Annotated in this window: 15 protein-coding genes and 1 tRNA gene; 3 read left to right on the forward strand and 13 right to left on the reverse strand. The window is 44.7% G+C overall.

The window, feature by feature from the left end:
* Positions 1-39 precede the first annotated feature (39 nt).
* Together purU and GWR56_RS01065 are read left to right on the forward strand one after the other, a co-directional pair.
* Positions 40-864, forward strand: coding sequence for a formyltetrahydrofolate deformylase (gene purU / locus GWR56_RS01060; RefSeq protein ID WP_162429349.1), 825 nt, complete (start codon positions 40-42; stop codon positions 862-864).
* 73 nt (positions 865-937) lie between these two features.
* Positions 938-2,044 (forward strand): toxin-antitoxin system YwqK family antitoxin, encoded by a 1,107-nt coding sequence (locus GWR56_RS01065; RefSeq protein WP_162429350.1) that lies wholly within the window; start codon positions 938-940, stop codon positions 2,042-2,044.
* 5 nt (positions 2,045-2,049) lie between these two features.
* Here the strand turns inward: GWR56_RS01065 and GWR56_RS01070 are convergent, their stop codons facing one another.
* The 9 genes from GWR56_RS01070 to GWR56_RS01110 all read right to left on the reverse strand — a co-directional run bounded on the left by GWR56_RS01070 (position 2,050) and on the right by GWR56_RS01110 (position 11,452).
* A complete protein-coding gene (locus GWR56_RS01070) occupies positions 2,050-3,570 on the reverse strand; it encodes a glycoside hydrolase family 32 protein (RefSeq protein ID WP_162429351.1) in 1,521 nt (506 codons plus the stop codon).
* A 110-nt stretch (positions 3,571-3,680) separates the two neighbouring features.
* Positions 3,681-4,097, reverse strand: coding sequence for a VOC family protein (locus GWR56_RS01075; protein WP_162429352.1), 417 nt, complete (start codon positions 4,095-4,097; stop codon positions 3,681-3,683).
* Positions 4,098-4,309: 212 nt separating this feature from the next.
* Positions 4,310-6,166: a CocE/NonD family hydrolase gene (locus GWR56_RS01080; RefSeq protein ID WP_162429353.1), complete on the reverse strand. Its 1,857-nt coding sequence runs from the start codon at positions 6,164-6,166 to the stop codon at positions 4,310-4,312.
* An 86-nt stretch (positions 6,167-6,252) separates the two neighbouring features.
* Entirely contained in the window at positions 6,253-6,714 is a 462-nt protein-coding gene (locus GWR56_RS01085; protein ID WP_162429354.1) for a DUF2314 domain-containing protein, read from the reverse strand.
* Positions 6,715-6,774: 60 nt separating this feature from the next.
* Positions 6,775-7,968, reverse strand: coding sequence for a phosphoglycerate kinase (pgk, locus tag GWR56_RS01090; RefSeq protein ID WP_162429355.1), 1,194 nt, complete (start codon positions 7,966-7,968; stop codon positions 6,775-6,777).
* 97 nt (positions 7,969-8,065) lie between these two features.
* On the reverse strand, positions 8,066-8,500 hold the full coding sequence (locus GWR56_RS01095; RefSeq protein ID WP_162429356.1) for a GNAT family N-acetyltransferase: 435 nt from the start codon (positions 8,498-8,500) through the stop codon (positions 8,066-8,068).
* Positions 8,497-9,495: a type I glyceraldehyde-3-phosphate dehydrogenase gene (gap, locus tag GWR56_RS01100; protein WP_162429357.1), complete on the reverse strand. Its 999-nt coding sequence runs from the start codon at positions 9,493-9,495 to the stop codon at positions 8,497-8,499. Before gap ends, GWR56_RS01095 begins: the two co-directional genes overlap by 4 nt.
* A gap of 52 nt (positions 9,496-9,547) precedes the next feature.
* Positions 9,548-10,651, reverse strand: coding sequence for an MraY family glycosyltransferase (locus GWR56_RS01105; protein ID WP_162429358.1), 1,104 nt, complete (start codon positions 10,649-10,651; stop codon positions 9,548-9,550).
* A 54-nt stretch (positions 10,652-10,705) separates the two neighbouring features.
* Complete coding sequence (locus GWR56_RS01110; protein WP_162429359.1) at positions 10,706-11,452, reverse strand: glycosyltransferase family 2 protein; 747 nt, start codon at positions 11,450-11,452, stop codon at positions 10,706-10,708.
* A gap of 87 nt (positions 11,453-11,539) precedes the next feature.
* Between GWR56_RS01110 and GWR56_RS01115 the strand changes: the two genes are divergently transcribed.
* Complete coding sequence (locus tag GWR56_RS01115) at positions 11,540-12,313, forward strand: polysaccharide biosynthesis/export family protein (RefSeq protein WP_162429360.1); 774 nt, start codon at positions 11,540-11,542, stop codon at positions 12,311-12,313.
* 6 nt (positions 12,314-12,319) lie between these two features.
* On the opposite strand, the gene obgE is transcribed toward GWR56_RS01115, so the two are convergent.
* The 4 genes from obgE to GWR56_RS01135 form a co-directional block, all read right to left on the reverse strand.
* Positions 12,320-13,318, reverse strand: a complete 999-nt coding sequence (obgE, locus tag GWR56_RS01120; RefSeq protein ID WP_162429361.1) for a GTPase ObgE — start codon at positions 13,316-13,318, stop codon at positions 12,320-12,322.
* 108 nt (positions 13,319-13,426) lie between these two features.
* Positions 13,427-13,999: an adenylate kinase gene (locus GWR56_RS01125; protein WP_162429362.1), complete on the reverse strand. Its 573-nt coding sequence runs from the start codon at positions 13,997-13,999 to the stop codon at positions 13,427-13,429.
* 56 nt (positions 14,000-14,055) lie between these two features.
* Positions 14,056-14,129 (reverse strand) — tRNA-Arg (locus GWR56_RS01130).
* A 101-nt stretch (positions 14,130-14,230) separates the two neighbouring features.
* On the reverse strand, positions 14,231-14,692 hold the full coding sequence (locus tag GWR56_RS01135) for a redoxin domain-containing protein (RefSeq protein ID WP_162429363.1): 462 nt from the start codon (positions 14,690-14,692) through the stop codon (positions 14,231-14,233).
* Positions 14,693-14,807: the final 115 nt, after the last annotated feature.

Consider the following 14,807-nt stretch of genomic DNA (forward strand, 5'->3'; position numbering starts at 1 on the left):
GAATAATTATAGCTTTGAAACTGTATTACACGCCAAAACATGATCATCGTTATCCAATGCACCGACCGTGTGGGCCTGGTTGCGGCTATATCGGGCCTGCTTGCTCAAAAACAGTTTAATATTACCAGCATGCATGAGCATGTGGACAATAACGCCAACCTGTTTTTTATGCGGCTTGAAGTAGACAAAACAGATAATGCTGAAGGACTTGAAGAAGACCTGTGCCAAATTTTACCTAACGGCGCGATAGTTAAAATAAACCCCCTGCCCGAAAAAAAGATCATTGTACTGGTTACCAAAGAATACCATTGCCTTGCAGACATTTTGGTGCGTAATTATTTTAAAACACTTGGCGCCAGCGTACAATGTGTAATTGGCAATCATGATACCCTGCAGGATATCTGCCGGCGGTTCGACGTGCCGTTTTACCATTTGCCCGCAACCGGGGATAAAGAGTTGTTTGAGCAAAAGCTGCTCAACACAATCGGGAAATATGAATATGACTACCTGGTGCTGGCCAAATTTATGCGGATACTTTCGCACCAATTTGTAAGCCGTTTCCCAATGCAGATCATCAATATCCATCACTCGTTTTTGCCGGCCTTTGCAGGGGCCAGTCCCTACCGGCAGGCTTACGAGCGGGGAGTTAAGCTAATAGGCGCAACGGCGCATTATGTAACCGATGAACTGGACGAAGGCCCCATCATTGCGCAGCAAATTATCCCTGCCAATCACTCGCTTGCCGTATCTGATATGGTAAAGGCCGGGAAGGAAATAGAAACTGCCGTTTTAGCCAAAGCCTTAAAGCTGGTTTTTGACGACCGGGTTTTTGTGTATAAGAACAAAACGGTGGTGCTGGAGTAAGCCTTGTAACAATATTTAAACAATTGGCATTAATTGGTAAATATTTGTACTTTACAGGTACCAAACCGCCGCAATGAGATCATTCCTAATTACCTTTTTCACAGCATTCTGCGCATGCGCCGCATTGGCACAACAAGTTACGCCTCCGGTTCAAAGAAGCATCCGATTTGATTTTATCAGCGGTGACAGCACCCGCCTTAGCTTTAACGAGGACTTTAACCTGATTGAAGATAGCTGCAGCCAGGTTTACCGCTATGCGCATGTGAATATTCAAGGCAGAAAATATACCGGGCCATTCAGAGATGTAAGCAAGGCCGATGCTAACCTGCTGATCACCCAGGGCACATACACGTCCGAAGGCCTTAAGGAAGGGCCGTTTACCATCAATTATTTAAATGGTAGGCTGCAGGCAAAGGGCAATTTTAAGAACGGGCTTTTTGACGGGAGATGGGAGGTTTTTTATGATAACGGCAAACCCAAAATAACTTTTGAGGCGGATGGCAAGGACATTAAAATTATTGATGAATGGGATGCCAAAGGTAACAGGACCGTAAACAACGGCAACGGAACCTACCGGGCAGATATGGGCTTTATATACTGGAAAGGAAAGCTGCTTAATGGCAAACCTGAGGGAAAGTGGAAATCCAAAAAAACATCTGACGACAGCGACCTTACAACCGAGGTTTATAAAAATGGCGTTTTTCAAGGGGGCAGTACCTCCGTTTCGGAGTATCATGATGTGTCCAGAATGGTGTTGATCTCCCCGGATATATTCCCTTTTACAAATGCCGAAAAACTCCAAATATCCTTAACGCCTTGCAATGGCGTAAAGCCCGGGTCAGTTGTTAATGCTTCGTATATAGGAGGAACCTCATCTTTTAATGACCATATAGCAGAACTAACAAACGCCTTTATAAAAAACGGCAATCTTTGGTCGATAAGCGGGCAGATAACATTAGATGGTGAAGTAAACGAACGAGGCGCTATTGTTAAGTTAAAAAACCGCGATCCGGGGTATTCAGATCTTGCACAGGCATTGATTTCCAAGCTACGCTCGCTGCCCAATTTGCAACCCGCTACAGTTAACGGAAAACCTGTTAAACAGGGTTTTACTATAACCTACACTTTTCAAACAGGCTCATATAGATACAAGTATAGCTTTTTACCTGTCAGGCCATAACCCCGTCATTGCCAGATAGATTGGAGCGGCTGGATCTGTAAATGTTCAATCTCCATACCGTTGTTGACGATGCTTAAACGGGTATATGGCTTTTTAGGGAAATAAAGGGAGGTAAGGTTGCTTAACCCGCCATCGGCAAATAATTCTACAGACGACGCATCTACCAGCAGCTCAAAATTTGAGGTAGGTGATAATGATACCCGCGGGGCGTAGAGTACAGCCGCGAAATTTTGGCTAAAGCCGCTTTGGCCTGCTTTGGTTCGATCGATATAATAGCGGCTGTTTTTGGCTTCATATCCTATAACCAGTTTTTCGCCCGAACCGTTAGATAAAATAACCGAATAATCTTTTACGGCCCGGGTATTAAATTTTAGCCGGTATTGTGCAGGCGTTTGTTTGATAACCGAAAAGATATTGTTGTCTTTTGCCAGCAGGCCTGCGTCTACCTTAATGGTTTTGGTAACTATTTTATCCAATTCCTCAACCGGGTTAGAGGCGAGCCAGATATCGCCGGCCATCAGTTTTAAAGAAAGCTGTCGCGGTATGGTCATCGCATTGCGCCACTTCAGGGTTGGCACCTGGTTGGCATACTGCCAATTGCTCATCCAACCCAAAAACACTTTGCGAGCGCCTGTATTGCCAAAGGTTACGCCCGCGTAATTGTCGGGCCCGAAATCTATCCACTTGGTTTGGCTGCCTATCGGCGTGAATTTCCCCCCGTCGAAATGACCCACAAAGTATTGCGTAGCCGAACCTTTATTTGGACCGCCCGGGTTAATGCTAACCAGCAGCACCCAATATTCTTTACCATTTAGTTTAAGCGATATCAGATCGGGGCATTCCCAAACGCCGCCGTGCGCGCCAAGCATCTGGCCAAATTCGCTTTCTTTTTTCCACTCCTTTAAATTAGGCGATGAGTAAAAGGTAACTCTGTCTTTAGTGGCAAGGGTCATTATCCACTTATTACCGGGGGCATACCAGCAAACTTTCGGATCCCGAAAATCTCTGATACCCGGATTTTTGAGCACCGGGTTGCCCTTATACTTTGTCCAGGTAAGGCCTTCATTTAAGCTGTAAGCAAGGCTTTGATTTTGAAATTTTGTAGAACCCGTTTTCTCGCCTTTCGGGTCGTGATGGGTAAATATGGCAACCATGGCAGGCTTATCTTTAGTGCCCAAGCCGGATGTATTATCTTTATCTATAACCGCGCTGCCGCTAAATATATAGCCCAGCTTATCAGGATATAATGCAATAGGCAACTGTTTCCAGTGGATCAGATCTTTACTCACGGCGTGGCCCCAGTGCATTGGCCCCCAAACCGTTGCTTTGGGGTAATACTGAAAAAACAAGTGATATGTACCTTTATAATATACCAGGCCGTTTGGGTCGTTCGTCCAGTGTTCTTTAGGCGAAAAATGCACCTGTGGACGATAGGGTTCATGGTAGGGCGTTATTTGTGCCTTTTGTGCAAACGATGATAATGATGCTAAAACAAAGCACCCCAAGAGCAATCCTTTTTTTACCATAAGTTCATGATTTACCGGCTTTTAGATTAATTACGCCAATGGTAATTACTGTAAACATAGTTACAACCACCCATGTATAAAAACGTTATCGAACATTTTATTGAGAACGATCAAAGTATCTGGTTAAATTCCAGCCGTTCGCCGTCGGGGCCGGTTATATTAAAATAACGGCAGCCCTTTGCCCAAAACTGCAACAATACGGGTTCTGGTTCAATAATATTGAACCCGGTACGTTTTATCTCAGCAAAAGCCTCGTCAATATTCTCTACATTGAAAGCTATATGGTCTATATGTCCGTTCTTACGATTTCGTACCTCCTGTAGCTGAGGCTCGGGTAACTGGTATAACTCTAAGAGCATTTCGCCGCGCCGCATCATTACGCATGTACCTGGCCGGCCACCATCCATAAAGCCGGCCAGCATAGCCTTGGTAAAGCCCAGCCGTTCATAAAACGTTTGCGAATCGCCGATGTTGGTTACCGGGATGCCGATGTGCTGTATGGCGGTGATATTGATGTGCGGTTTCATTAGTATAAAAATAAGTAAATGCCGTACTTCTACAAAAAAAACAAACAACAATAAGCTATAAAACGGTTGTAAGGTTCATCGTTTTTACCTTTAAAACTGTGCCAACAACACCCGCAACAGCGAATTTGGATAGGCAGGTGTTCACGTTCGCCGCACGTGAACACCGTGAACACTCATGAACACCTGATAATCAAACAATTACATATTCGGCCTTACAACACTCTCACCTTCAAATAACTTGGGTGCGCCTTTGATGTATACACCTTATGTGTAGCCTTTTTAAAGTCGGTATCCTTAGCCTTCATGATATCCTGAAACTGCTGTGTGTTCCTGTCGATTAGCGGGAACCAGGTACTTTGTATCTGCACCATAATTCGGTGCCCTTTCTTAAAGGTATGCAGCACATCCTGCAGTTCGAAGTTTACCGGGGTTACTTTGCCGGGCACAAACGGCTCGGGTTTGCTAAAGCTGTTGCGGTATTTGCCGCGCATGGCCTCGCTGCGCACCATTTGCTCGTAGCCTGCCATTTGCACATCCTTACCTGTAAATTTACCAGCTGTGGCGGTATCAGGGTAAACATCCAGCACTTTTACCACCCAGTCGGCATCGGTGCCGGTGGTGCTCACCTTTAGGTTTGCCCAAATGTTGCCTGCAATGGTAATATCTTTATCAAGCACTTCGGTTTTATATGTTAACACGTCGGGGCGTTTTTCGGCAAAACGCTGGTCGGCAGTCATGTACTCGCGTTTCATGTCAAAATCAATACCATCAATAAAAGGTACCGGGTTCATCGGGTCTGATACAAACTCTTTAAAATCATCTTTAGTGTTTACGGGCGCCGTAAACGATAGCTTACCGCCCGGCAACAGGTACAGATTTTTCTCCTGCGCTTCAACAGGCGGCCAGGATTTGTAGGTTTTCCATTCGTTTACGCCGGTTTCAAAGGTGTTCACCTTTGCCATATCCAGCGGGGTGCCTTTCAGGTAATGACTAAAAAACGCGAATTCTATCTTCTCCCTGTAAAACGAACCGGTTGGCCAGCCGAAGCCAACATCGCCCAGGTGGTCGCCGTTTCCGCGCGCCCAGCCGCCATGCACCCATGGGCCCATAGCAAAGTAAACGGGCGTGGTTGGGTTCTTTTTAGCTAATACCTTATAAGTGTTGATAGCGCCGTATAAGTCTTCGGCATCGTACCAGCCGCCGGTAACCAGTACTGCGGTTTTAATATCGTGCAGGTGGGTTAGCACGTTACGGTCTTTCCAGTGCTGGTCGTAATCGGGGTGGTCCATCATCTCGTTCCACAGGCGGATGGTATCTTTATAATATTTTACATTGGAGTTGCGCATGCTGCCCATATCCAAAAAGAATTTATAACCATCTTCGGTGCCCGGGTTAAAACCCTTTGCGCGGCGTTGGGTTGGCTTATCATCCTGCCTGTTGGTAAAGCCGGGGTAAAAACCAAAGTTTGCTACCAGCATAAACGCGCCATTGTGAAAGGCGTCATCTCGGTACAGATCGGCAATAGGCGCCTGCGGCGACGCGGCAACCAGCGCCGGATGACGACTCAATAAAGCAGTTGTGGTGTAAAAACCTGGGTAAGATATCCCCCATACCCCTACCTTACCGTTGTTATTTGGCAAGTTTTTAAGCAGCCAGTCTATGGTATCATACGTATCGGTGCCCTCATCAACATCCTTAGTGGTTTTGTGTACTTCCAGTTCGGGAGTCATCTCCTCGTAAATGCCCTCGCTCATCCAGCGCCCGCGTACATCCTGGTAAACAAAAATGTAACTATCGTGTGTAAACTGGCTTGAGGGACCAAGGCTGCCTTTATATTTATCGACCCCGTATGGTGCAACGCTGTAGCAGGTGCGGTCCATCATGATGGGGTATTTTTTGGTCTGATCTTTTGGTACGTATACCGATGTAAACAGCTTTTTGCCATCGCGCATGGGTATCTGGTATTCAAACTTGGTATAGTTCTCTTTTATGTAAGCGGCATCGCTTTGCGCGAAAGAATTGAAAGCCAAAAGCACAAAGCTTAAAGCAAAAAGTAAAGTTCTTTTCATTGTAATGGATTGATAGCATTAAAAGTAATGAATAAAACAAAAAAGGCGCTGATAAATCAGCGCCCTGCACAAAATCGTTACTAAAGTTATTTACCCTGCTTGCTACGGAGGTATTTATCAGAGAAATTACCCATATCGGTGTTTCGCTTATAATCGTATATGGCCCAGTCTTCCACATCTTTTTGATTGATCAGCACGTGGTCGCCCATTTTAATGTTTTTTAAATATACTGCCGAGTCTGCAAATATTCCCGTGAATTTTCCATCGGCATATTTGTAAACAACGCTCCACATATGTTCGTGATCTTTGCCTTCCGCAAAATCCGATTTCACCAAAAACCGGTAGTTGCTATCAAGCGCGTGGGGTTTCAGGCTATCCAGAAAGATATTCAGCTTAGCCTGCGCCGTATCTTTAAGTGCCAAAAACTTTTCATCGTCAGTCTTCAGATTTATCACCTCAACTTTTTCGGCTTTATCTTTTTTCGGATTATTGCACGCGCTCCAAACCAGTAGCAGTACAACTGATGCCTTTAAGTAATTTTTGGTCATAACGGCGGGTTAAATTAAAAAGGCAACCATTTGAATGGCTGCCCTCGCTTGTTATTACAATTAGTCTTCGTTTATCGCTTTAACGCCAGGCAATTCCTTACCTTCCATATACTCCAGCAAAGCGCCACCGCCTGTTGATACGTAGCTAACATCGGCTGTCATATCAAACTTGGCTACCGCAGCAGCCGAATCGCCACCGCCTATTAATGAAAAAGCGCCATTTTCTGTAGCTTTGGCCACCGCTTCGGCAATGGCTTTAGTGCCCACCAAAAACTTCTCCATCTCAAATACACCCATCGGACCGTTCCAAAGGATAGTTTTTGATTCTTCAACCACCTTGCTGAATAGTTCAACCGTTTCGGGGCCGATATCAAGTCCCATCCAGTTATCGGGGATCTGGCCTGTTTTGGCAACATCAGTATTGGCATCGTTAGAAAAAGCATCGGCAATTACGTTATCAACCGGCAGCAGCAGGTTAACGCCTTTTTCTTTTGCTTTTTGCTTCAGGCTCAAAGCAAGGTCAAGCTTATCGGCCTCAACCAGCGACGTACCTATGGTACCACCGTCGGCTTTGGCAAAGGTATAGGCCATACCCCCGCCAATGATCAGGTTATCCACCTTATCCAGCAGCTTTTCAATCAGTTCAATTTTATCAGATACTTTAGACCCGCCCATGATAGCCGTAAATGGCTTAGGGGCATCATTCAATATTTTTTCGGCGTTGTTTAATTCAGCAGCCATCAGGTAACCAAAAAACTTAGCCTCGGGGAAAAACTGGGCTATAACAGCGGTTGAGGCATGGGCGCGGTGAGCTGTGCCAAAAGCATCGTTTACATATACATCGCCCAATTTTGACAGTTTTTCGGCAAAATCCTTATCACCTTTTTCTTCCTCTTTATAAAAACGCAGGTTCTCTAACAAAAGCACTTCGCCTTTTTCCAGGTTTTTGGCTTTTTCTACAGCTTGTTCGCCAATGCAATCGTCGGCAAAATCTACATGCTGGCCCAGCAGATCGGCCAGGTGAGGTACTATATGTTTTAGGCTAAATTCTTCGGTAGGCCCGTTTTTAGGGCGGCCCAAGTGCGACATCAGGATAACGGCACCACCATCTTTCAATATCTTTTTAATGGTTGGTAACGCGGCGGTCATACGGTTATCATCGGTAATGTTATAGTCTTTATCCAAAGGCACATTAAAATCTACACGGATAAGCGCTCTTTTACCGTTAAAACTGATCTGATCTATTGTCTTCATATTTGATGTTATAATTTTTACGAACGGGGCAATTTGTCGAAATTTATCTTAAAACCCAACCCAAAAGTTAAAAAGGTGCTATGTTTTCATCAAAATTTCATTGTATCTTAACATACATTACATGATGCGGGCCAATGCCGGGTACCTCAAACTCCTGAGAAATGATCTCGAAACCGACCCCTAAATAAAATGGCACCGCTTTTTTACGTGCATTGCACCAAAGGTAGTTTACCTTTTGCCCCCGCAGGTAGGTAATAGCAAAATTAACCAGCATGGTACCATAGCCTTTGCCCCGATATTTTTCCAGTGTGGCCATACCCCTTAACTGGTACGCCTTGCCCCCCATATCCTTATACGCCATTGGATGAAAAGACGCGATGCAGGCCAGTTCACCATCTTTATAATACCCCACATGGAAAGCTTCTTCTGCATCATCATTCGGGAAACGGCATTCATCAAGTGTTAGCTTACCGTCGCGTAATACCTGGTTGCGTATGGGCAGCACCTCATCGGCAGTAATAAATTTTATCATGCGGACAATTGGCTTATTTTTTCAACCAGGTCGGCCAGGCGGCTGCTGTAACCCATCTCGTTATCGTACCAGCCCACCACTTTTACCAATCCGCCAACTATCGATGTTAACTGCGCGTCAAATATGCAGCTATGCGGGTTGTCTAAAATATCTGTCGATACGATAGGGTCCTCGGTATATTCCAGTACGTTTTTCATGGAGCCATGGGCGGCGGCTTTAAAGGCGGCGTTTATTTGGGCTACGGTTGGCATTTTTTTTAGGCTGCAGGTAAAATCGGTTAACGAGCCGTTAAGCACCGGTACACGTATGCCCGCGCCACCCAACCGGCCTTCTAAATGTGGAAATATGTTGGTAATGGCCTTTGCGGCCCCGGTGGTTGTGGGTATGATTGACGCAGACGCGGCCCTTGCCCTGCGCAGGTCTTTATGCGGGGCGTCGTGCAGGTTTTGGTCGCCGGTCATAGAGTGTACAGTGGTAATATACCCATCTTTTATTCCCCAGTTATCATCAAGTATCTTAACCATGGCAGCCACATTGTTGGTGGTACACGAAGCGTTTGACAGTATAGGCGATCGTAGGTCGACCGCGCCATCGTTAACGGCCAAAACAACTGTTGGTATGCTTTTATCTGCCGGCGGGGCTGATATGATAACTTGTTTAGCACCGGCGGTAAGATGCTTTGATGCACCTTCGCGACTTATGAATTTGCCTGTAGATTCTATTACCAGGTCGATATCCAGTTCTTTCCAGGGCAGCAATGCGGGGTCGGCCTGGCGTAGTACTTTTATAGTGTTGCCATTTACATACAGGTTTTCCTCATCGGCAGTAACTGTACCTTTAAAGCCACGGTGAACAGAGTCGTACTTAAACAGGTGGGCAAGCGTAGCGGTGTCGGTTTGGTCGTTTATAACCACCACAACAATACCCGGCTTTGCAAGAATGGTTCTCAGAAATATACGGCCTATACGGCCGAAACCGTTTATAGCGATCCTCATTTATGTTAAGTTAAGGATGCAAAATTAGCAAATTAAATAGCGTGCGGGGGCGTTATGCAAAAAGGTTGCGCAGGGACACCTTGTCGCGCTCTTTTGACCTAAGCAGGAACGTTATTGCCCAGTTAAATAAAACAGAGCTTGAGAGTATAATTACGATGAGCATAAAGTTACCCAGGTGGGCAAACGCAAACGCCATAATAATCAGTATAATATTAATAGCACCTAAAATAAGCGTGGTTTGCAAATGGGTATAGCCCAGCCGCAGTACGCGGTGATGTATGTGGTTCCTGTCGGCAGTAAACGGCGATTTGCCTTTAACAATACGCAATACAAACACACGCAGGGTGTCAAAAATAGGCCCCATTAATATAGCGAATGTTAAAGCGGGTGCCGATACGACAGCAGATGTATTACCCTCCGTAATTTTATTAAGCTCGATAAATTTAACCGCCATAATTGCTGATATCAGGCCGATGAGCAAAGACCCCGCATCGCCCATAAATATCCTGGCAGGTGTTAAATTAAAGCGTAAAAAGCCAAATGTAGCACCGGCTATGCTCAGCGATACCGCTGCCAGTTCGTAATGCCTTATTGATATAAAAAGAACAGAGAAGGTACCATTAACGATAATGCAGGTAGTACCGGCAAGGCCGTCAATACCATCTATTAAATTAAAGGCATTTATAATAAGGATAATAAACAGGATAGACAATACAGCACTTATAACATATGATATATTATAAATACCCAGTACACCATACATACTGGTAAAGCGTATATCGCCCAGGATAACCAGGATGGTTGCTACTATAAATTGTATAAAAAACTTTGTGCTTGAATTTACCCCCGAAAGGTCATCCTTTAAGCCCATTATAAACAACACTATGCTGGCCGCCAGCAAATAACTAACCGGTATGGTTTTATCTATAATGCTGAATAATAATAAAGTAATGGTAAAGCTTACAAAGATTGCCACCCCACCTAAACGGGGTATGCCGTGGTCATGCTGTTTGCGGAAATGGCCAACATCATCATATAAGTGCCGGGTGCGGGCAACATGCAAAATGGAAGGGATCGCGAGAACCGTTACCAGAGTAGAGAACGCTATAATTAGTAAATAGTATACAAAGTAATACGTGCTAAAATACTCCGGCATTTAAATTAATTGTTAGGGGCAATTATAAAGCAAATGTATTAATTTCATTTTAAATTAAAAATATTGAACAATTTTTACCAATGGCTTGAACAGCAATGCAATAGGCGGAAATATTATTTCATTGCGATACATGGCCTTCAGGTCGAAAAATAAAGAATTAATACGGTTAATAATATTTTTGTTACTAACCCCGCCCACCATCATTTTTACAAACACCTGCTGCAAATAAAACGATGGCACCTGCCTCAAGTGCATAAACCGCAACATCAGCTCATAATCGGCAGCGGTGCCAAATTCCAGGCTGTAATTACCAAACCTGTCAAATACCTGCCGCTTACAATAAAAGGTAGGGTGCGGCGGCATCCAGCCCCGGTTAAACATCCCTTTTTTGTATTGCCCCGCACGCCATTTGCGAACGATCCCCTTGCCGGGTTTGATATAGTCCAGATCCCCATAAACAATATCAGCCGCATTGCTGGCAAAGGCCTGGGCTATATCGCTTAAAATATGGTTACCCGCAAACACATCATCTGCGTTAAGTATACCAATTACATCGCCCCGGGCTAAAGCTATGCCTTTATTCATGGCGTCGTAAATGCCATTATCGGGCGCTGATACAAATAGCCGGATATCCTTTATATATTTTTCGATTATAGAAACGGTATTATCTGTGGACGCCCCGTCAATGATGATGTACTCGATGTCCTGATAGTCCTGGCTGACCACCGATCGTATACATTGTTCAATAGTGCTTTGGGCATTATAGCAAACAGTAATTACAGATATTTTAGGGTAATGCACGTTGGATAATACACTTATTTAGGTGCAAAATATGTAATTTTGGAATTGCTGCCTAATTATCAGTAACATTAAGCGGTAATAATATATATGCGTGCTTTATATTTTATTTGTTTTGCCTTCATAATAACGCTCGGCTGTTCATGTTCATATAAGCAAAACCAGATACTGTTTGAAAAACGGGCGTCGACCATTGCCGATACAGCACAACAAATGCCTGCAACCTTAAGTTACAAAATACAGCCACAGGATATTTTACAAATAAGGAACCTGCAAAGCCTGCGTTATATTGTTGATGAGATGCCCGTATCAGCCACCTCGGCTAATACTACTGCCGGACAAGGGCAAACCTTCCAGGTGGAAGAGGATGGTACCGTGGCTTTGCCGGCTTTAGGCCATATTCAGGTTGCCGGCTTAACGCGCAGCCAGGCCACAAAGCTTATTGAAGACCTATACCGCAAAAGCCTTTTAAAAGACCCGATAATTGAGTTAAAAGTTATAAACTTAAAGGTAACGTTACTGGGCGAAATAAGGTCGCCGGGCAATTTTCCGATCGTAAAAGACAACACAACATTGGTTGAAATGATTGGCCAGGCTGGGGGTTTAACGCCTGCGGCCAACGAAAAAAATATCAAAATTATACGGGGCAAGGGGAAACTTCAGAACGTAACTGAAATTGACCTGAGTAATATCAATTCTTTATCCGACCCACGATCCATACTTCAAAACGGCGACATTGTATATATCGCGCAAAACAAGCGCGCTATCCGGTCAGACAATCTGCAAAGCTTTAACACCTGGGTACAGCCGGCGTTATTGCTACTGAACACAGCACTGCTTATATTTACGCTTGGCAGGCGATAAAAAAAATTATTTATTGATCTCTTTCCAGAGCAGGTCTTTAAGCTCGGTAATGTTTTTTTGGGCTACAGAAGATATGAATACATAGGGGATATCCGCCGGCACCTCTTTTTCCATTTCCTGCTGCAATTCATCGTCCAGCATATCGGCTTTGGTTATGGCCAGCACGCGGGGCTTATGCATCAGTTCGGGGTTATATTCATTCAGTTCTTTTAACAAGATGCTGTACTCCTCTTTTATAGTGCGGCCGGTATCAGCCGGTACCATAAACAATAATACAGAGTTACGTTCGATATGACGCAAAAAACGGATACCCAAACCCTTGCCCTGCGATGCCCCCTCAATAATACCCGGTATATCGGCCATCACAAACGATTTGTTGTTTCGGTAGGATACGATCCCCAGATTGGGTACCAGTGTGGTGAAGGCATAATCGGCTATCTCGGGTTTAGCGGCAGATACTACCGATAATAACGTTGATTTACCCGCGTTGGGGAAGCCTACCAAACCAACATCGGCCAGTAGTTTAAGCTCAAGAATATTCCAGTCCTCTTCACCATCTTCTCCGGGCTGGGCAAAACGCGGGGTTTGCTGCGTGGCAGTTTTAAAGTGCCAGTTACCCAGGCCGCCACGGCCGCCACGCGCCAATATTTTTGTTTCGCCGTCGGCGCTTATCTCAAATAGCACTTCGCCTGTTTCGGCGTTTTTGGCAATGGTACCCAACGGCACTTCAAGGATCTCATCGCGACCGGTTTTTCCCGACCGCAGGGAACTCCCGCCCGACTCGCCATCGCCGGCTATCACATGTTTGCGGAACTTAAGGTGAAGCAAAGTCCATAGCTGGGCGTTACCTTTTACAATAACATGGCCGCCCCGGCCGCCATCGCCACCATCTGGTCCGCCCTTCGAGGTTAAAATATCGCGGTGCAGGTGCGATGAACCGGCACCTCCATGTCCCGAACGGCAGCATATCTTTACGTAATCAACAAAATTTGAGCCTTGAGACATCGTTTTTATTTTAGTTAGGAAGCCCGAAAGACAGTAAAGTCCGAAAGTAAAGAAATATACACTTCCTTCTTCCGGACTTTACCGTTTTGCCGACTTTCGGACTATATATTAATACGAAGCTATAACGGTGTTAATAGAATCAAATATCTCGTCTATCGAACCTATACCATTAATGCTTGTAAACTTATTTTGGTTTTTATAAAAACCTGCAACAGGTGCAGTTTTATCATTATATTCTTTAATGCGCTTGCGTATTACTTCGGGGTTGGCATCATCAGGCCTCCCTGAGGTTTCGCCGCGCTTTAATAAGCGTTGCTCCAATTCGCCATCGGTAACTTCTAACGCTATCATGCCCGAAATGGCGGAGTTTTTCGATTCCAGCAATTCGTCTAAAGCCTGTGCCTGGGCAACTGTACGAGGAAACCCATCAAAAATAAATCCTTTGGCATCTTTGTTAGCATCCAGTTTGTTACTGATCATGCCGATGACAACGCTATCAGGTACTAACATCCCTTCATCCATCAGCTTTTTTGCCTCGATACCTAATTCGGTGCCCTGCGATATTTCACCGCGCAACAGGTCGCCCGTTGAAAGGTGAATTAAGCCAAATTGTTCGATAAGTTTTTGTGATTGAGTACCTTTCCCGGCACCGGGCGGACCAAACAGAACTAAGTTAAGCATCCCTTGCGATTAAAGTTAAAAGCCTTCCCGTTTTATACAGAAAGGCTTAGTTTGTGTGCACTTGTAGGGATTCGAACCCCAAACCTTCTCATCCGTAGTGAGATGCTCTATCCAATTGAGCTACAAGTGCGTTTTCAACATATTAAACTTACATCACAAACCGATGCAAGACCTTTTTTAAAGGACTGCAAAAATAGGATTTTCTGCATCCATTGCAAACTTTTTTATCAATTACTTTACTTTTTGCGCAATTGCCTCAAAATTTGGCAAATCTCCTGCGTTCTCCAGCACCTCGGCGTATAGCACGTTCTGATCTTCATCTATCACAAAGGCAGCGCGTTTTGATACGCCTTTCATCCCAAAGGCAAACTCGGCATATAGCGCGCCGTAGGCTGCCGATACCTCCTTGTTAAAATCAGACAACAGCGGGAACTGGTAACCATTCTCTTCTTTAAACTTTGCCAATGTAAAAGGCGAATCGACCGATACGCCTAAGATCTGCGCGTTTAAGCCATCGTAATAACCAAAACTATCCCGCATGGTGCAAAGCTGCGTGGTGCACACACCCGTAAACGCCAGCGGAAAAAAGTGCAGAACCACCTTTTTGCCCTTAAAATCGGCTAATGATACTTCCTTAAGATCTGACGAGGTTAATGTAAACTGGGGAGCCGCCTGGCCTGCTGTAATTGACATAAGCTTGAATTTTATACTACAAATAAAACAATAAATAAGCAGTGCTTTATCACCGGTGTGTATTAAAACAAAAATAAATTAATGGTTGATTGTTGTTCAAATACGTATTTTAAAA

Origin of the sequence: Mucilaginibacter sp. 14171R-50 (genome assembly GCF_010093045.1) — a bacterium.
Classification (GTDB): Bacteria; Bacteroidota; Bacteroidia; order Sphingobacteriales; family Sphingobacteriaceae; genus Mucilaginibacter.